Raw genomic sequence first — 18,681 nt, forward strand, 5'->3', positions numbered from 1 at the left:
GCCTTGTTGGTAGGGCTTAAGCCGGGTTTAGTACTTATCTTGGAAAGAATTGCCGTTTTTCTGATACATTGCTACCATGTTTCAAATTGAGAAAACCTATCAAGGCTGGTCGTGGGAGAGAGTTAGCAGGCATGTTTTGTACTGGATGGCTTGGCTGATATTGTACGCCGCTACCAATAGTACCCACCTAGAGGGGAGCTTTCTTACCTGGACAGGCGTGGAGCTGATGATCATGGGGTTCAAGTTGCCGTTTACCTATTTTGTAATCTATTACTTGGTGCCTAATTACCTACTTACCAAGCGATACGCTACGTTTTTTCCCTTGTTTATTTTGTCCTCTATCATTGGGGGGATTGCTATTTGGGTCCTTTATCATTACTATCTTAACCCAGTGTATTTTATCTACGACGCGCCCCGTTTTTGGAGTACAAAAATTATCTACAAGGTGATTGATTTGATCTATATCGCCAGCTTGCCGATGATGTTTAAGCTTTATCAGCAGCAGCACCTTCAAGAGAAACGTGCGACGCAGTTGGTGGAACAGAAACTAGGGGCAGAACTGAAGATTCTCAAGAATCAGCTGCATCCTCATTTCTTGTTTAATACCCTGAACAACCTTTATGGGATGGTGCTGACCCGGCATTCTCAAGCATCCGAGGTAGTTGTGCGGCTTTCGAACATGATGAGTTATATGTTGTATGACTGTGAACGGCCTCAAATTGATTTGGAAAAAGAGATTGAAAATTTACAGAATTACGTTGAACTTGAAAAAATCCGATACGGAAAGCGGCTGGATTTTTCTTTTGAATTAGGAGGGGATGTCGCAGGGAAAACCATAGCTCCGCTCTTACTGATGCCTTTTTTGGAAAACGCTTTTAAGCATGGTGCTGAAACAGATGAAACCAAGGCTTGGATTCGTGTCAATCTGTGGGTGGAAAATGGCGACCTGACCTATCTGGTAGAAAACAGTATTCCCACGATGACTACGGAAGAAACGATGCCCAAAACGCAGAGTGGGGTAGGCTTGGCCAACGTGCAAAAGCGCCTGGCTTTGCTTTATCCAGAGAGCTATGAATTGGAAATTACCGAAAACGATACCTATTTAATCACCCTCAAATTGAACCTGGATCATGAAATGCCTCATCGTTGATGACGAAGAACTTGCGGTAAAAGTGATCGAAAACCATATCCAGCAGATTGATGGAATGGAGGTTACTGCTGTATGTTACAATGCAATGGATGCTTTCACGATCTTGCAACAGCAAGACATAGACTTGGTGTTTCTGGATATTCAGATGCCAAAAATATCGGGATTGAGCCTGCTGAAATCAATGCCCAATAAGCCCCCCGTAATTTTGACGACTGCCCACCGAGAATTTGCGCTGGAAGGCTTTGAACTAGATGTTGTAGATTATTTACTAAAACCTATTTCCCTGGACAGGTTTCTGAAATCTGTAGGAAAAATTTACCGACTACAGCAAAGAACGGCCCCGATTGTCAACCATGTCGAGCCAGCCAAGGAAGAAAGTTCCACCTTCTTTTATATCAAAAGTGATCGGCAGTTTATCAAAATCCTCCTAGCGGAAGTGCTCTACATCGAAAGCTTGCGTAACCATGTGAAAATTGTGACGACTACAAGTAATCATACGACCTTACTGGGCATCAGCCAGATGGAGCAAAAACTTCCTCCGCAGCATTTTACCCGAATTCATCGCAGCTATTTGGTCGCCCTCACAAAAGTGGATCGATTTACCCAAACCAACCTCACCATCGGAGACAAGACCCTACCCATTGGCCAAAACCATCGCGAAGAAGTCTTGCGGCGGTTACAGCTCAATCTAATTTGATTCCTGTGTAGGCTGAACCCGTATAAGCTGCACAATCCCCCTTCTTATATGCCCTTATAATCCCTTAAATGGTTCAAAAAAACCTTAGGTGCCCTTTGGTGGTTTAAATCAAGACAAATCCTGCCGATAAGATAAATTCATGAATCTACCCTGATCTACCCTGACAAATCCTGCCGGAAAATCGTCTCCATCAAGGCGAAAAGATCAGGATGCTTACGCTCAAAAAGGTGAGGTTGGCTAAAGAAATACTCAGCGGCGACGCTCAAGAACTCTGCCTGATTCGTTGCACCATAAGGGTTGATGTCTGAATCCCGATCTTTTATATCATTGATTTCTTCGTGCATCTCCTTCAGCCATGGAATGATGTAGGGGCTTTCCATTAGCATTTCGGGGATGCCATCGGTTTCACCGTCAGCCTTGTCGAGTAAGTGGACAAATTCGTGAATACCCACATTACTCTTGCTGCGTTGGTCATCAAAACCCTGGTGGAGTGCCCGTTTTGATAAAATCATCATCCGCTGCATCGCCCCTGTGCCCACCATGCCGAGGATGTTACGTTCATCACCTTCCGTTTGGTAATCGTGGTTGAAGGTGTTTTCGTACAGCAACACCTCATTGAGGTTATGATAACGCCAACCAGGAAACCCAAATAGCGGAATGGTCGCACTAGCTGCCACCAGTAGTCGGTCGGTATCCGAAAGCTCGGTTTCTATCCCTGTGATATCAACATCTTCAAAAAATTGGAGAACTGCCTGTTCAAAGCGGGGCTGTTCTTCGGCGGATAGTTTTTTGTAGTACCTCACTCTATCGTTGAGAATCTTTCGCCAAGACTCAGGAAACGGCGTTGGCGGCAGTTGATCTGATTGGAAGAAGAGCTTCCAGCCAGCGCCGAAGAGAGCGATAATAATAAAAGCAATGAGGGTGCCTGAGGTCATGTTGTTAGGGGTGAAAGGTGGTGGGCTATTCTTAAAGATAGCATTTCCTACGCAGCTGCTTACAAACCTTGCGCAAAAACGGCCGTCTCTTCCGCCAGCTTTTGAATCGCTTCTTCTTGCGTAACACCCGACCGCTTTAGCATTTTGAAGGAGTGGTCTCCGCCTTCAATAATGACGAGTTTGGCTAATGGCAATCCTTCGCATACTTCCGTAATAAGGTTCGTTTTAGCAAAGGTGTCACGCGTGCCTTGGAGAAACAATTGAGGAATACTAATATCTGGTATTTTCGTGCTGTTCTCTAGCTGTCTTGATATTCACTGATTTCAGAAATGTTTTTCACAAATTCTGTTGGTGTAAGGTCAAACTCTTTTTTGAAAGATCTACTGAAGGAATTAGGAAGATCAAATCCAACCATATATGCGACCTCAGCGATGGTCAGCTTTTGTTGTGCCAGAATATCCTTGGCCTTCTTCATTCGGAAAGATTTCAATAAATCTATCGGCTTTTTGCCAGTTAATTGCTTCACCTTTCTGATAAAATGCATGTGACTGAGGTGCATCGACTGGCACATCGACTTGACATTGAACTCGGCTTCAGACAGGTTTTCATTCATCAAATTAACTAAGCGTGCCAGGAATTCTTCATCAGGAGACGCAATGGTCTCCGTTTTAGGTGTAAGCATAAAGTTTTTATTGAAGACTTCCCGTAGCTGCGCACGCTGTTGTAAGAGGTTGTTTACCCTTACCAGCAGTAATTCAGGGTTAAAGGGTTTGGTGATATAGTCATCGGCACCTTTTATATAGCCGTCTAGCTTACTTTCTTCCATGGCTTTGGCCGTGAGGAGAATCACAGGAAGGTGGCTGGTCGCAAAGTCTTCCTTGATCTTTTTACAGAAAGTAATACCATCCATTTCTGGCATCATCACATCGCTGAGAATGAGGTCAAAGGATTGGTTGCGAGCCATTTTTAACCCTTCCAGGCCATTGTTTGCAGTGGTGATCTGGTATTGTTTACTAAGAATGTCTTCAAGGAAATGCTGCATATCTGGGTTGTCTTCCACCACCAGGACTCGCGGCAATTTGTTGCTGTTGTCAGGGAGATGACTTGCGGTCAGAGGGGCTTCTTCCGTAAGTGTATCCATGAGCAAGGAGGCTTCCTGGCGCGCCATCTTTAGCGCAGGTTTTTCCAGTACAGCATCCTTTGTGAGCTCTTCTTTTTTCAAAACCTGGGGTAGGTAAATAGTGAATTTTGTCCCCTTTCCAAGTTGGCTGTCTACCTTAATATCACCTTGCATAAGGTAGACGAGGTCTTTGACATAATAAAGACCTATGCCAGAATTATGGGAACCCGTGATCCCGGTACCCGTGGTATAGTACTTGTCAAAAATCAAATCAATGATTTCCTGGCTCATCCCTGTACCCGTATCTTCAACGATAATTTCAAAGTAGTTTTCGTAAAAAGGACTCAGGTTTCTTTCAGATGCTTTTACCGTAGAAAGCTCTACCGTAATACTGCTACCTTCTGGTGTGAACTTGAAGGCATTGGAGAGCAGATTGACCATGATTTTCTCTACCTTATCAGAATCGAGAAGCGTGATGTTGTCGCGGCTGTGGTCAATAAACTCTAAATGAATGTCACGGTTGAGCGCAAGGCCATCAAAAAGCCTCACCATGCTGGATATATAGTTGGCCAGGTAAATGTCACTGAGGTTGAGTTCCAGCGTACTGTGCTCAATGCGGCGCATCTCCAAAAGCTGATTAATAAGCTTGTGTAAGCGAGAAGCATTACGTTCGATGGTCCCGTAATACTGCTGCCTTTTTTCCAGTGACAGCACTCCACTTTCCTTGATCAACTGAGAAATGGGCCCCAGGATAAGGGTTATGGGGGTACGCAATTCGTGGGAAATATTGGTAAAGAAACCAAGCTTTGCTTTTGAGAGACTTTCAACCTGTTCCACCATGTCTTCGAGCTTATCCCGTTGCTGACGGATTTCCTCATTACGAGATTCAAGGTCGATGTTATTGCGCTCTAAAACTTTTGATTGCTCGAGGATTTGCCCTTGCTGAGCAAGGATTTCATGGTTTTGAGTTTCTATCTTCCGTCCTCGCTCTTTCAGTTTGTCATTTGCTTGCCGTAGCGACTCGTTCAGTATTTCCAATTTTTTCTTTTTGGAAATAACGCGGTATTCGTAAATCAGGAAAATAGTAAGGAATGCAAGAATGAGCGTAATAAACCAGGCTTGTTTCCAAATAGGAGGCATAACCTCAAATTCAATACGCGCAGGCGTGGGGTCTACATTAAAATCCAGGTCGCGGGCCATGACTTCCAGGATGTGATTTCCACTAGGGAGGCTCGTGAAAGTGAACTGTTGATCTTTTGTAAAAGGAGACCATTTGCCTCCATTCAACCGGTAAGCATACATTAGTCGGGTAGCGGCAGTTTTAGCGAAGTAGTCTTTCCCTTTCCACGAAATCAGTGTATTACCGTCGGAGGAAACGCTTTCCAAAAAGAAATCAAAGCTGGTTTCCGGTGGTTTGCTACTGGGGCGATAGCGCGTGGTAAAGAATTGCCCATTCTCCTCCTCGGCTATATTACGCTGGTAAGCTCGGCGTTTCCAACTACGCGGTACATGGTTGACCCAAATGTATTTGTCGGTATGATAAATGGTGCCTCCTTCAAAATCCATATTGAGGCGCTCCGGGAAAATATCCTGCGTCCAAGAGGTTCCATCAAATTTTGAGATGCCATTTTCTGTGGCTACGATAATCATACTATCGGAAAGTGCGTCAATACTAATGATTGTATTGCCGGAAAGGCCAGAAGAGGTATTGTAGTTTTTCCACGTCTTACCATCGTATACGAACAGTCCGTAATACCTGGATCCTACCAGCAGTAATTCATCCGTACTACAAACGTAGTTAACGTATTGCTGGAGGCGTTCATCTGGTAAGGTATTCCAGGTCTTTCCATTATAAAACAACAATTGGCTACCTCCCAGCCAAATCTTACCATCTTTAGATTGCCCGATACCGTAAGAGTTGGCTTGTGTGAGACCGTTTTCCTGAAAAGGGTGCTGTATCCAGGTCAGCTCTTCGGCTTCAGGGTTGGTGAGTTGTAGTACCCCACTGTAGAAGCCATAAACTTTCTCCCCATCTACGGCTCCGCCAAACCAAAGCGCGCCATCCCGCGCCTCGAATACAGCCCGATAGTCAATGCCCCAGGATAGTTCTCTATGGATGTGGCGCTCCCACCGTCCGTCTACATACAAAGCAGTAGCGGCGTAACCCTGGTGAGAACCGGCAGCCCATATTTGTCCTTTTGATGTTCTTATTACTCGTATTGGAGCGTCCATCAGGCCATCTTCTACGCCGTAGGAGGTCCAAATGCTTCCTTTGCGATGAATAAGCCGGTTATTGCGTTCCAGAAAGAGCTCTTCATCAGGAGCAATTTCACATTGGAAACTGAGGTTTTCGTAAGTAAGCCACTGCTCGGTAGAGAAATCCAGAAGAAGGACTTTAGATTTATAGCCAGCTACCCATATTTGGTCACTTTGGCTATTTTGCAAAATGATGCGGTTGGCAGGTACAGGATAAACAGGTGCTTTATACACCGCCCACCGCCCTTGATGGTAAGCAAAAATTTTGGCCATAGAGCTAAGCCAAATGGTACCATTGACGGATTGTACGATGTCTGCAAGGTATTCATCGCTACCAAAAAGTTTATTGATAAAAATGGTCTCCCAATTTTCACCATCGTAAATATGAATACCCTTGTTGGAAGTGGAGTTGATTACCCAAATTTTTCCGTCAGCGGCCAGGAGCATTCTTTGGTCTTCTCCTAATTCAAAATCTTTCTGGCTGGCAATCACCTCGAAATGATCAATCTTGCCATCCCTTACGTCCTTCCATTTAAAACGCAGCAGTTTTCCCACTTCCATTTTAGTGGTGACGGCAAACCATACCTCACCCTCATTCGTTTCAAGAACGTCGGAGGCATAGATCATATCCCCCTCAGTGGTTAGCAAATCTTTTGGTAAAAGAATATATTCAGATCCGGGAAGGCGTTTCTTAAGGTCTTCCGCTTTTGTTGCTGAAGTGTAAATGCGGGTGTCTCCATTTGTTAATAAATGAATGAACCCCCAGTCGGCACAAGCTATTACACTTTGATCACGTAGCTGCTTAATGCTATGATAGGTTATGGTTTGGTTGGCAGGCCCTTCGAAGAAGTGAACCCACTGCTGGCCATCATAGCGGTAGATGCCATTGGAGGCGGTCGCATAAATGGAACCATCTTTTGCAACAAGCAATTGCTCGACCGGCGAGGCTGTTAGGCCGTTATCCTGATTATGCGTTTTCCAATCGTAACCATCGTATTCAAGAACACCGTCATTGTAACTCACCCACACCTTTTGGTCGGCAGATTCTACTACGTGACGAATACCCTTGCCTTCCAGTTCGGGGAAATGTTTCCAACGCCATGGCTCTGTCAAAGGATTGACGATCTGCGGATTATATGGTTGAGCAGCCCAAGCCATTAATCCTCCCCAAAGAATGAAATGCAGTATTAGGATAAACCTCCCCATAATCTAAAACTCTTTCCTGTAGAATGCTTGAAAAGGAAGATAGGTGTTTTATTTGAGTTGAACAAAGGTTGCAAAATTAAGTATGGATTGAGATGTTTTTGCGGGAATTTATTCTGTTGTAAGGATTGGTGTAAAAAAACTAAAGTAGGAAAGTCTATTGTTTTTTGCGAACTCTCTTACGTCAAATAACCATTAGTATAAAGTAAAACGGTTGTGTTGAGTTAATTTATGCACCTTATTTGGTAAAAAACGGGTGTTTCTCTTATTGCTCAATACCGACCTTTACGAGTATTAGTTGATATGGTGAAAACTTCCAAAATATGAATACTCCTTTCTCTTTAAGTGGTAAAAACGTTTTAATTACTGGTGCCAGCCGTGGGCTCGGTCAGGGAATGGCCATTGCACTTTCTCATGCTGGCGCGTTTGTCGTTTGTTGTAGCTCTAGCCCTGGAGGAACGGATAAAACGCTGGAGTTGATCAAAGCTGCTGGCGGGAAAGGAATAGGATTGGCTGCTGATTTAAGTAAGCGGGAGGAAGTGAAAAAACTGTTCGAAGCAGCACAAGAAGCGTGTGGACAGATTGATATTCTTGTTAATAATGGCGGTACCATTGCGCGGCATCCCGCAGTAGATTTTCCCCTTTCTGATTGGGATCGGGTGCTGGAAGTGAATCTTACCTCGGCTTTCTACCTTTCACAGCTTGCGGGCGCAGAAATGATTAAAAACGGCGGTGGAAAAATTATCAATACCGCTTCAATGCTTTCTTATTCAGGTGGTATTACCGTACCAGCTTACACCGCAAGTAAGCACGGCATTGCCGGCGTTACCAAAGCACTGGCCAACGAATGGGCGCAGTACAATATTCAGGTGAATGCTATTGCACCGGGCTACTTCAAAACCGACAATACGCAAAAATTACAGGGTGACCCTGCCCGAAATGCAGAAATCACCAAGCGAATCCCTGCCGGCCGTTGGGGAGAAGCAACCGACCTGGGAGGTGCCGTTGTGTTTTTAGCCTCGCCTGCCAGTGATTACGTAAATGGCACCATGATTCCCGTCGATGGCGGATGGATGGCCCGGTAAACATAGCCCCCCGCGAGCAAAGCGAGCACTTACCGTGAGCGCAGCGAACACCCCCGCGAGGAACAAGCACCCTTCGTGAGTTCCGATACATCGGAACGAACACCCCCTCAATCAACCCACTTTTCCTGCCAGGCAGGAAACTCTTTAACTAGTAATCTCTTGGCCCATTTTCCATAAAAGCCGTAGCCTACACGGCGTTCGTTCTCAATGTCTTCCAGCTTGTAATGGATAATTTTGTTGAGCATTGCAAATGCAAACTATTATGGTAAAAACCATGCAGAAGAGGTATTTCACGGAGATTTGGTTTTAGAATACGGTGAGCAATGCGCTAATTTCACTACTCTTCCCTGTGATTTGCAACAAATGTTATAAACAGCTAGGTAATTGATAAATAATGAATAATCGCTGCGCAAGGGGTTAAGCTACCTTTGGGTGAAACGATATTAAAAACAAATATGGTACAGCCAAAAACAATAGGTAAGACGAAGACAATATCTCCTCAATCTCCAAAGGAACGTCGGCACGATCTACAGGTAATGGTTCCTCAAAAAAATGAAATCAGAAAGGTAGAAGCCTTTAATGCAATTCCTGCTCCAGGGGTGCAAGAGATTATTACGGAAGAAAATTCGAGCTTCGAATTTCTTCGCCTTGCAAGAATCGTTCTTCAGGAAGGAACAGCAAGTCGCAGCTTAGATAAAGCAGAAGCCGTTTACTATATCAATCGTGGAGAAGTATCTATAACGACCAACGGCCAAACGTACACCTTGGGGAAAGGAGATGTTCTCTACGTTAGTGTTGATTCTGAAGTAAGCCTTAGCAGCAAGGAGTTTTGTGATGTAAGCGAATTTAAAGCAGTGTCTTGTCACACGAAGTACCCTGATAAACTGGTTCGGCACACAGATATTGAAGGCACTGAGCTAGCTACTGATTTAGGAAGTCAGCGCCCCATGTCAGAGCGGACCGTATTTAAGCTGGTTGATAAGAATGTCCAGGCTAATCGATTATTATTCGGCGATACTTATATGGCTCATCGAGGTGGTGTAGGTAGTTATCCTCCCCACTTTNACGGCCCTGATGGCCCTCACGGATTAGGCGCTAACGCCAAAGAAGAAATTTACCATTTTCGTTGTGAAACGGAGATTGAAGGCGACGTTCCGTACGTTCTCCAAAACTGTGCCTTACCTGAAGAAAAAGTAAATGTCTACGCTCATATTTTTGATGAAGTAGCTATTAATGTTACGCCTACTTACCACGATACCATAGCACCGCCAGCGGTTGACTTTATGTTCACCTGGTGCTTGGCCAGTTTTACAGAAGGCCATCGTGATTGGGCAGAAATTTACAATAAGCCGGGTTACGAAAACGAATGGTAGGAATAGTTCCTACTACAAAAGAATACCAACCATAAAATGATGATCATGTCTAAAATATTACCAGGTCTGCTACTGTTTCTCTTGTTTGGCTGTCAGCCAACGGAAGTGTCAGAGGTTCCCAAAGAGGATACTGTTGATCATTGGGCAGGCGTTGATGAGATATTGGCAAATATTAAAGCACCGACTTTCCCGGATCAAACCTTTAACATTATGGAGAGCGGAGCTGTTGCTGATGGCGAGACCGATTGCCTGCCAGCTATCAAAGCTGCGATTAAGGCCTGTAATGAGGCCGGTGGCGGCAAAGTACTGGTGCCCGCAGGAACCTACCTGGTAAAGGGGCCTATTCACTTGAAAAGCAACGTGAATCTTCATGTTGCAGAAGGTGCCACCATCTTGTTCAGTACCGACGCCAAGGATTACCTTCCTGTTGTTTTTACGCGCTGGGAAGCGGTAGAGTGTTACAATTATTCTCCCCTGATTTATGCTTATGAACAGGAAAATATTGCCATCACCGGCAAGGGGACCCTCGACGGACAAGCCAGCAATGAAAACTGGTGGAATTGGGTCGATGGTAAAGATTTTGGCTGGGAGGAAGGTATGCCTAGTCAGGCAGATGACCATAGTCGGCCCAAGTTGTTTGGTTGGAATACCGACGAAGTCCCTGTAGAAGATCGCGTACTAGGGGAGGGAAGCTACCTGCGGCCTAATTTTGTGCAGCCTTATAAGTGTAAAAACGTGTTGATCGATGGCGTGACCATCCTCAATTCTCCCATGTGGGTAATGCACCCTGTCTTGTGCGAAAATGTTACCATCCAAAACGTAAGAGTAATTAGCCACGGCCCTAACAGCGATGGTTGTGATCCGGAAAGTTGCAAGAATGTGCTTATCAAGAATTGCTACTTCGATACCGGCGACGATTGTATCGCCCTCAAGTCTGGCAGAAACCAAGACGGTCGCCGCGTTGGCCGCCCCATCGAGAATGTGGTAATTCAGGATTGCCAAATGAAAGACGGTCATGGTGGCGTAGTGATCGGCAGTGAAGTGAGCGGTGGCGCCCGCAACATCTACGCAGAGAACTGCATTATGGATAGCCCCAACCTGGATCGTGCCTTGCGAGTGAAAACCAATAAAGTGCGTGGTGGGAAAATCGAAAACCTTTTCTTTCGAAATATAAAGGTAGGAGAGGTACGCGAAGCGGTGCTGCGTATCAATATGTTATACCCTATTTATTCGGACACCAACCAGGTCTATATCCCAACGATAGAGAACATTTATCTCGAGAATATTACTTCCCAAAAAAGTAAATACGGCATTTTAATCGATGGATATAGTGCGGAGTATCCGGTTCGGAATATCCAGGTTACTAACTGCCGTTTCAATGGGGTAAAAGAGGGGAACAAGATAACCTTCGCCGAGGGCCTTGATTTGAAAAGCCTCTATCTCAACGACGAGTTAGTGAAGTAGTTTATTGTTAAAAAAACGTTTTTTCAATTAGTTATCATGCGTACATTATTGTTTTCTGTCTTACTTGCGTTTGGAATTTGTGCTACGGCACAAACTTCACCCATCGGCTGGGCCAGCCTGAACGGCGGTACTACCGGCGGTGAAGGGGGCGAAGTGGTAATGATTACCAACCGCGACCAGTTGTTAGCCAATGTCGTGGGGAGTACCCCTAAGATTTTGATCATCGTAGATACCATCGAGTTGAATCTTTACGAAAGGGTGAAAATATACGACAATAAGACCCTGCTAGGTAGCTCTCCTGAAGCCATGATCAGGTTTGGAGGACTGGAAATTCTAGGCGATAATGTCATTATCCAAAACCTTGCCATCGGCGATTTTTACGATGGTGACTGGAGCGGCACAACGCACAGTACCGATTGTATGACAATCTATGGCGTCAATGTTTGGGTAGATCACTGCTGGCTATGGGCTGGCGCTGATGGACTGTTGGATGTACGCAGTGGCAATGGCTCAGTCGCCGATTACATCACCATTTCTAACACCAAGTTCAGCGACCACAACAAAGTGACGCTGATCGGTAGCAGCAATGATGATATTGAATGCCGTGATCACCTGCGGGTGACTTTCCACCATTGCTGGTATGACGGAACGGTAGACAAAGGCCTGAATCAGAGAAACCCACGAGTGCGTTTCGGTGATGTCCATATCTTTAATAATTACTACGAAGAGATTGACTCCTATTGTGTGGCAGCTCGCTTCGAATCAGATGTGGTGGTTGAAAGCACTTACTTCCGCAACTCAAAAGATGCTCACGAAATTGAAGACCAGGGGCTGGGATTGGAGGACGCTGATTTGGTCGCTATCAATAACCTTTATGAGTATTGTACCGGCAATCAAATCGCTGAAGGAGAAGCCTTTACTCCTGGTGATTTTTATACTTACGAACCTACCCCCACCTGGGATGTGCCCGCACTGGTGATGAACGAAGCTGGCCCTTTCAATCCTGAGAACAATATACCTCCGGTAGCAGTAGATGACATTATTCTTTACGGAGGCTTATCAGGTGCGCTGACCATTTCTGCTACGGACAACGACCTGGACGAAGACAATGGTGACCTGCGTATCGCTCAATTAGCCAATGATCCTCCCGGATCAGCGACGATCAGGTTCAACAATATCTACTATTTCCCTCCGGCCAATGCTTCGGGAATAGACACTATCCTCTATTTACTGGTCGACACCCAAGGCGGTGTAGATACAGGGCGGATCATTATTGATTACGAAACCGTCAACGCAGCAGATGACTTGGGAATTGAGGGGCAAACCTTGCGAATTTATCCGAACCCCGCTCGGGATCAGACCACCTTACAATGGGATGCTTTGCCAGAGCAAGCCTTTACACTTAAAGTTTATGACAGCCTTGGACGCTTAATGCTTGTTGAAAACGAATTGCGTCTAAGCTCACCCCAATACTTGTTGGATACCCAACAATGGCCCGCTGGTACTTACTTGGTGAGTATGCAGGCAGGAACAGCTACTTATACCCAGAAATTGAATGTAAACAGGTAAGATTTCCTTTTCCATTTTTCTTAACTGCCTGTTTTGAGTCACTCAAACCAAGCCCTAAATTTCTATGCCTTTATGCAACAGAAACTATTACTCTTATGCAGTAGCTTGCTACTGCTTTTTAGCCACCTGGGGCAAGCCCAGATAACAAACGCTACCCTTTACGATTTTCGGGATGGAGCCATCATTGGTGCGGCAGAAAGCCCAGATGGACTAGTTACGCTAGCAGGTGTGTACAGTCACCACGGTACGCAATATGGCTTGAATATGAAAGTGGACGGAGAGATTGGTGTCAGTGTAGCTGGCAGCAGCACCCTCCGCTTTTTAGGATCGCAATATTCCGGCCTCAATATGGTAGGAACAGCTGCCGAAAGCGGCGATCTGGGTACCCACAATACCATGGTTGCTAATGATTTGAGTGACATCTATGATTTTGTATATGCTGGCGATGCCGCAGCCCTGAATTTCTTGCTGACTGCGGGTTCTGGCAACGATCTTTACTTACCAACACTGGAAGTAATTCCAGCACAGTTGGGTATTGAATTCGCAACAGCTGAAGAAAATATTATTTACTACTACGATTTCCGAGACGGCAGTATTATTCCTACCTCCACTACTGGAACAGAGGACCTCCACCTTGGGCTGGTCGATGTTTTGGTAGGCCCCAGCAATGCCTATGGGTACAATGGTGCACAGCATGGCTCCATCCTCAAGGAGGGTAATCAAATTGTACTTCAAGTAGCTGGCAACACCACCATCCGCGTTGGTGGTAGTATTTATTCCAACGGCACGATCTCTGTTTCCAGTCCAAATGGAGATTTCGATATTACGAGTCAAGCTGCCGCAACAGCGGGCAATTTTGGTAATGATGGCTCTACCGTAGACTTTCTTTACGTTGGTGAAGCGGGTACGGTGACCTTGGATTTTACGGGTACTAATTATGTCCCTTATATTGAAATGGTACCGGTGCCTTTTGAGGTGACACTCACTCCTTTTGTACAAAAGTCAGGTACGATCACAGTGAATGATGTTATCATCGATTTGCAAACAGGCGAAGATGCAACCAGCAATGCAACCGTTGCTGTCAGTGAGGGGCTAATCATCAGTGCAACACCCACGGACGCTTCTATTTCTATTGACCTGGGCGGTGAGGAACTCGCTTATTATCTACCTACTTTCTCCACCAGTATTGATACCGTAATCGCAACGGGAGATTCTCTTTTGGTAACCTTTGCTGATACAGATACCGACCCTGTCGGGTTCTTGATTAAAGTAAGTGATAGCAGTCTCATCCCGGTAGCGGAACCAGGTGTAACTTATACCTACAATTTTGCTGATGGTTCAGAATTGCCTCAAGTCGGCTATCAGTCACTTCGTTATCAAACCTACATTTCACATGATGGTTTATTGACCATTAATAGTAATACCGACGAAGAGGCCCAACAATTTGGTTACCACGATTCCAGCCACGGTGGGGTATTCTTTCCCGGCAATAGTTTTGACATGATCGTGGCGGGAGATGCCATTATCACGTTCATTGTAGATACCTATGGTTCTGCCGTTGATGCTGAGCTCGAAATCACGGATGCCGGAGGTAGCGTATTGGGTGCTATTGCAGGCCAAAACATTGGTGGTGACGACGGTTTTCCCGTAAGTTACGCCTATACTGGCCCTGCCGGAGTTGTGACAGCTACATTGCTTAGTGAGGGCTTTCCAACAGCGGAAATTTACCTTCATGGGCTTAATATTGAAAACGCTGCTGAGGTTGTGACCTCCAACGGCAAGACCGATATTTGGGACTTTGGTGCCGAGCAACTCGATACCATGCTTTACAACAATCAATTGGATGAAACGCTGATCAATGATTGGTACGATCCTGCCATCATAGTAGGGAGTGCGGGCAATACGCTGCCTAATTTCAGCGCAGGAGCATTATCCTGGTTGGGTGGTGGAAATGATCGTCTACGAACAGTTAATACCAACCTTACCCGTTACGACGAAAATATCAGTAACGCTGATGGCTATACAGGCCGGATATACGTAAACTCTGGTGGTAATGCCGGGCGCTACCTGAGCCTGACCCTCAGTGAAGACGATGAAGTTACCATTATCGCGAAAACCGATGCTGGTGGTACGATCAATTTTGAATACGTTGCTGATCCGGAAGCGCAAACTGATATTGTGCCTATTCCGAGCGATCTGACCGAGTTGAATTTTGTTGCCAAAGCAGCGGGTGCTTACCATATTTTCGACACCCAGGGTAAACCCAGTTATTACCGCGTGAGCAGAAAAGATGCTACTTACGTAGAATTCACCGGAGCTGTTGATGTGAGCCAGGCTGCGGGTATTCCTAATGATTATACCATCGTATTTACCAACGAAGCAGGAAAAGTATGGACAACTTCCGTTACCGATGGCGCTTACGAAATGACGCTTCCAGCAACTTATACTTATGAGTTGAGTCTATCCGGGGCCAATGGCTACATTATCGATAATGGCACTTCCCTTGAAGTGACGGAGACGACGACGGTACACGATATCACAATTGTTGGTGTAGAACTGTATACGGTCTCTGGTGCAATTATGGGGCTAAATGGAGAAATTGCTAACCTTAACTTGCGTTACGAAGCAGATCCTGCTGCCGGTGCGATTTTTGTTCCTGCACCTGTCATTGATGCTGGTGCTGCCACGTATACGGTTGAACTAGAGCCTAATATCCTCTACACGATTGTAGCAGAAGGCGTCAACGATTACGAACTAATGGTTGATACGATAATTGTTGAAGGAGCAGTTACCGATACTGATCTGGAATTTGCCGCAAAACCGGTGTATAATGTGACCATTGATGCCCAAAACCTGACGGCGGAGCAATTGGCTGACTTGAGCCTTAGCTTCAGCAATCTTTACGAGGAAGGATATGTGTATGACTACCCTTCAGTTAGTGGAATCAGCTTACGTGATGGAACTTACACCATCACGACAGGAGGGGTAGATGCTTACCCTGTGGAATTAGGTTTAACTTCGAACTTGATGGTGGATCAAAGTGATGTTACCAAAGTTCTCACTTTTGGCCCCGTAACCAACTGGCCGTTTAACGACCGGGAGATTGTCAACGGAGACCCTACTTACAAAGGGCTACTCTTTACGGGTACGGTTTACAACTCACCGAACCAGGGGCACCTTGCTGCCAACCCTGGTGCTACCATTCAAGTGCCTGCTAATCCGGGCGAAACGGTTACTGTTCAGTACTACTATACCGCAGATTTTACGTTGGACGGTGGTGCTGCAATTACAACCAATAGCCAAAGTACCAGCATTTTTGAACAAACCGATTATGTTTACCCTGGTGTCGAACCTGGTTATGTGACCATTACTGTTGGAAGTGGTGCAGGTACGACCTATTTTACCAATATTTCAGTAGAGCAGACTTTGCCCTATAGCGCTGTCATCACGGTTGGTGTGGACAAGGATTACCAAATTATCAATGAGGCGCTCGCCGCTATCCGCCGCATGGATCGCAATGACGAAGACCGCGTAACGATCTTGGTAGACCCAGGTAATTATGAAGAAATGCTCGTCATTGATGAGCCCAACATCACCCTGGAAAATGCTGCGGCACTGCCCAATATTGACCTACTCAACCAGGGCGTGGATATAGCAGAAGGTGCCGTAAGAGTAACGGCCTACTACGGTCATGGTTACGATTATTACAGCATGGGCAACGATCAAAAATGGAATGCTGATGTGCTGAATGTGAACCAAGCGAACGGCTATCTCTCTTACGAGAATGTCGGTGCTGGCACAACCAATGGCTCTTACTGGAATGCCACAGTGGTGGTGAGAGCGGAAGGTTTCATCGCTGATCATATTATCTTTGAAAATTCTTTCAATCAGTATATTTCCCAAAAGGAATCACAGGACATCGTCGTTATGTGGACTTCTGGCAGCCGCGGCGAAAGGCCTACGGATTACGGCAATACCGATGTACAAGACCGCAGCTTTGTAGAAAGAGGTGCAGCTATTGCTGTGGTCAATAATACCGATAAGGTGGTCTTGAATAAATGCCGCGTTGTTGGCCGTCAGGACTCTTTCTTCGGAGGCAGTAATTCACGTGTTGTCGTTTACAAAGGCTCAATGATGGGGGCCGTAGACTACCTCTTTGGTGGTATGACGGCCGTATTCTACAAGACCGAACTAACGATGAATACCAGCGATGTGGGTAGTGATCAGGCATACATTACTGCTGCTCAGCAAGGTAGTGGTCGGGGTTATTTGATGTACGAATGTACCGTCAATTCAGCCCTGCCTGGAACAGAGTCAGCTTCTATGACACGCTCTAAGCCGGGCTATTTTGGCCGTCCTTGGCAAGCGACAACGAGTGAAGTTGTTTTTTACAATACGATCATAGAAACCTCTGATTACCCTGGCTATGAAGGGCAGTCCCTTATCTTTCCATTAGGCTGGCAGAATACGCTTGGAGGAGAGTCGGCAGGTATGTACGAAATTGGTACTGTCGAGAACTCAGGAGCAGATAATAGCCCATTTAGAGCCAGTTGGTCAACACTGTTGACCCAGCCTCAGCTGTTGGATGGTACGGATATTACGACCTTCAATTTTACCAAAGGTAACGACGGTTGGGATCCATTACCGATGCTTATTGAAGAAGATGTGGTTGGCGTAAACCCACTGGTGCCTACTACGGCAGTGAAAGTGCATGCTTACGACAACCGCGTTTATGTTTCAGCAGTAACGGACAGCACGCTTATCCGGGTCTACGGCCTGAATGGTGTGCTTTACAAGGTTTTCGAAACCGCTTCTGACGTAAGCTTTACCTTGCCCGGTGGTTTTTGGGTGGTTGCAGTTGATGCCCCTGACGGGCAGAAAGCAGTAAAGGTAATTACGCATTAATTCCCCCTTTTTAAGGTGTTTTGTTGCTGACAAAACACTCGTATAAACCATTTTGAATCCCTCTTCCTATTTTGGGAAGGGGGATTCTCCATAAGTATTTTAGTGCTGTTCCTAAGGAAATAAGAAACCGTAAAATTAAGACGCCATGAAAGTCAATAAATTAATCCTGATCATCGCCCTAATAGGCGCTTTGATGAGTACCGCTTTTTATACCCAGGAGGATTCAATTACCATCTATCTGGTAGGAGATTCTACGATGGCCAATAAGCCCGGTACACCAGAGGAGAACCCAGAAAGAGGCTGGGGGCAGTTGTTGCCTGCTTTTTTCAAACCATCGGTGAAAATCGAAAACCATGCCGTCAATGGGCGGAGTAGCAAAAGTTTTATCACCGAAGGACGCTGGAAAGCAGTATTGGAAAAGCTACAATCCGGCGATTACGTTTTCATCCAATTTGGCCATAATGATCAGAAAACTGCTGATTCGTCCCGTTATACAAACCCCTGGACGGGATACCGCAGGAATCTTCAAAAATATGTAACGGAAACAAGGGCCAAAGGAGCCTATCCCGTTATTTTATCTTCGATTGTTCGCAGAAAATTCAATGAGCAAGGTACGCTTGTAGATACCCACGGTGCTTATCCGTTTGTAGCCCGCTCGGTTGCAGAAGAAATGGGCGTACCTTTTATTGATATGCAGTTGCTTACCGAGGACTATGTTATCGCTCAAGGGCCGGATGAATCCAAGGGGACTTACCTCTGGGTAGCCCCCGGTGAGTATGATAAATTCCCGGAAGGAAAACAGGATGACACCCACTTAAACCTAAAAGGAGCAACGGCTTACGCAGGTTTGGTGGTCTCGGCAATCAAAGCAATGAAAATGCCGCTGGAACCTCATTTGAAATAGCTTTTTTTCAGAAAAAGTGA

At 45.6% G+C, this 18,681-nt stretch carries 12 protein-coding genes; 8 read left to right on the plus strand and 4 right to left on the minus strand.

Going from position 1 to position 18,681, the window contains the following annotated elements; translation table 11 throughout:
* Window positions 1–76: 76 nt before the first annotated feature.
* Window positions 77–1,150 carry a sensor histidine kinase gene (locus A3EU_RS29405; protein WP_020534960.1) on the plus strand — a complete coding sequence of 358 codons (1,074 nt, stop codon included), beginning with the start codon at window positions 77–79 and terminating at the stop codon, window positions 1,148–1,150.
* The gene (locus A3EU_RS0104640) at window positions 1,131–1,847 is read left to right on the plus strand and encodes a LytR/AlgR family response regulator transcription factor (protein WP_020534961.1); all 717 of its coding nucleotides are present in this window, start codon (window positions 1,131–1,133) and stop codon (window positions 1,845–1,847) included. The genes A3EU_RS29405 and A3EU_RS0104640 overlap by 20 nt, the downstream gene beginning before the upstream one ends.
* A 155-nt stretch (window positions 1,848–2,002) precedes the next feature.
* Here A3EU_RS0104640 and A3EU_RS0104645 read toward each other — a convergent pair whose 3' ends face one another.
* From A3EU_RS0104645 to A3EU_RS0104655, 3 genes are read right to left on the minus strand one after another with little or no spacing between them, the layout of a single operon-like run.
* Window positions 2,003–2,782 (minus strand): M90 family metallopeptidase, encoded by a 780-nt coding sequence (locus A3EU_RS0104645; protein ID WP_020534962.1) that lies wholly within the window; start codon window positions 2,780–2,782, stop codon window positions 2,003–2,005.
* A gap of 59 nt (window positions 2,783–2,841) precedes the next feature.
* Window positions 2,842–3,096 (minus strand): alpha/beta family hydrolase, encoded by a 255-nt coding sequence (locus A3EU_RS0104650; protein ID WP_342670964.1) that lies wholly within the window; start codon window positions 3,094–3,096, stop codon window positions 2,842–2,844.
* Entirely contained in the window at window positions 3,081–7,364 is a 4,284-nt protein-coding gene (locus A3EU_RS0104655) for a hybrid sensor histidine kinase/response regulator transcription factor (protein ID WP_083937256.1), read from the minus strand. Before A3EU_RS0104655 ends, A3EU_RS0104650 begins: the two co-directional genes overlap by 16 nt.
* A gap of 320 nt (window positions 7,365–7,684) precedes the next feature.
* Here A3EU_RS0104655 and kduD point away from each other — a divergent pair, with 320 nt between their 5' ends.
* On the plus strand, window positions 7,685–8,446 hold the full coding sequence (gene kduD, locus A3EU_RS0104660) for a 2-dehydro-3-deoxy-D-gluconate 5-dehydrogenase KduD (protein ID WP_020534965.1): 762 nt from the start codon (window positions 7,685–7,687) through the stop codon (window positions 8,444–8,446).
* 107 nt (window positions 8,447–8,553) lie between these two features.
* On the opposite strand, the gene A3EU_RS34150 is transcribed toward kduD, so the two are convergent.
* Window positions 8,554–8,691: a hypothetical protein gene (locus A3EU_RS34150; protein ID WP_020534966.1), complete on the minus strand. Its 138-nt coding sequence runs from the start codon at window positions 8,689–8,691 to the stop codon at window positions 8,554–8,556.
* 291 nt (window positions 8,692–8,982) lie between these two features.
* Here A3EU_RS34150 and A3EU_RS0104670 point away from each other — a divergent pair, with 291 nt between their 5' ends.
* The 5 genes from A3EU_RS0104670 (at window position 8,983) to A3EU_RS0104690 (ending at window position 18,661) form a co-directional block, all read left to right on the plus strand.
* On the plus strand, window positions 8,983–9,819 hold the full coding sequence (locus tag A3EU_RS0104670) for a 5-deoxy-glucuronate isomerase (protein WP_425412647.1): 837 nt from the start codon (window positions 8,983–8,985) through the stop codon (window positions 9,817–9,819).
* A 45-nt stretch (window positions 9,820–9,864) separates the two neighbouring features.
* Window positions 9,865–11,283 (plus strand): glycoside hydrolase family 28 protein, encoded by a 1,419-nt coding sequence (locus A3EU_RS0104675; protein ID WP_020534968.1) that lies wholly within the window; start codon window positions 9,865–9,867, stop codon window positions 11,281–11,283.
* 36 nt (window positions 11,284–11,319) lie between these two features.
* The gene (locus A3EU_RS0104680) at window positions 11,320–12,852 is read left to right on the plus strand and encodes a pectate lyase family protein (RefSeq protein ID WP_020534969.1); all 1,533 of its coding nucleotides are present in this window, start codon (window positions 11,320–11,322) and stop codon (window positions 12,850–12,852) included.
* A 72-nt stretch (window positions 12,853–12,924) separates the two neighbouring features.
* Window positions 12,925–17,757: a pectinesterase family protein gene (locus A3EU_RS0104685; RefSeq protein WP_020534970.1), complete on the plus strand. Its 4,833-nt coding sequence runs from the start codon at window positions 12,925–12,927 to the stop codon at window positions 17,755–17,757.
* 145 nt (window positions 17,758–17,902) lie between these two features.
* On the plus strand, window positions 17,903–18,661 hold the full coding sequence (locus tag A3EU_RS0104690) for a rhamnogalacturonan acetylesterase (RefSeq protein ID WP_020534971.1): 759 nt from the start codon (window positions 17,903–17,905) through the stop codon (window positions 18,659–18,661).
* Window positions 18,662–18,681 lie beyond the last annotated feature (20 nt).

This window comes from Lewinella cohaerens DSM 23179 (assembly GCF_000379805.1).
Taxonomy (GTDB): Bacteria; Bacteroidota; Bacteroidia; order Chitinophagales; family Saprospiraceae; genus Lewinella; species Lewinella cohaerens.

Coding starts and splice junctions, on each gene's coding strand:
- A3EU_RS29405 (WP_020534960.1), top strand. CDS start 77: ATGTTTCAAATTGAGAAAACCTATCAAGGCTGGTCGTGGGAGAGAGTT.
- A3EU_RS0104640 (WP_020534961.1), top strand. CDS start 1,131: ATGAAATGCCTCATCGTTGATGACGAAGAACTTGCGGTAAAAGTGATC.
- A3EU_RS0104645 (WP_020534962.1), bottom strand. CDS start 2,782: ATGACCTCAGGCACCCTCATTGCTTTTATTATTATCGCTCTCTTCGGC.
- A3EU_RS0104655 (WP_083937256.1), bottom strand. CDS start 7,364: ATGGGGAGGTTTATCCTAATACTGCATTTCATTCTTTGGGGAGGATTA.
- kduD (WP_020534965.1), top strand. CDS start 7,685: ATGAATACTCCTTTCTCTTTAAGTGGTAAAAACGTTTTAATTACTGGT.
- A3EU_RS34150 (WP_020534966.1), bottom strand. CDS start 8,691: ATGCTCAACAAAATTATCCATTACAAGCTGGAAGACATTGAGAACGAA.
- A3EU_RS0104675 (WP_020534968.1), top strand. CDS start 9,865: ATGTCTAAAATATTACCAGGTCTGCTACTGTTTCTCTTGTTTGGCTGT.
- A3EU_RS0104680 (WP_020534969.1), top strand. CDS start 11,320: ATGCGTACATTATTGTTTTCTGTCTTACTTGCGTTTGGAATTTGTGCT.
- A3EU_RS0104685 (WP_020534970.1), top strand. CDS start 12,925: ATGCAACAGAAACTATTACTCTTATGCAGTAGCTTGCTACTGCTTTTT.
- A3EU_RS0104690 (WP_020534971.1), top strand. CDS start 17,903: ATGAAAGTCAATAAATTAATCCTGATCATCGCCCTAATAGGCGCTTTG.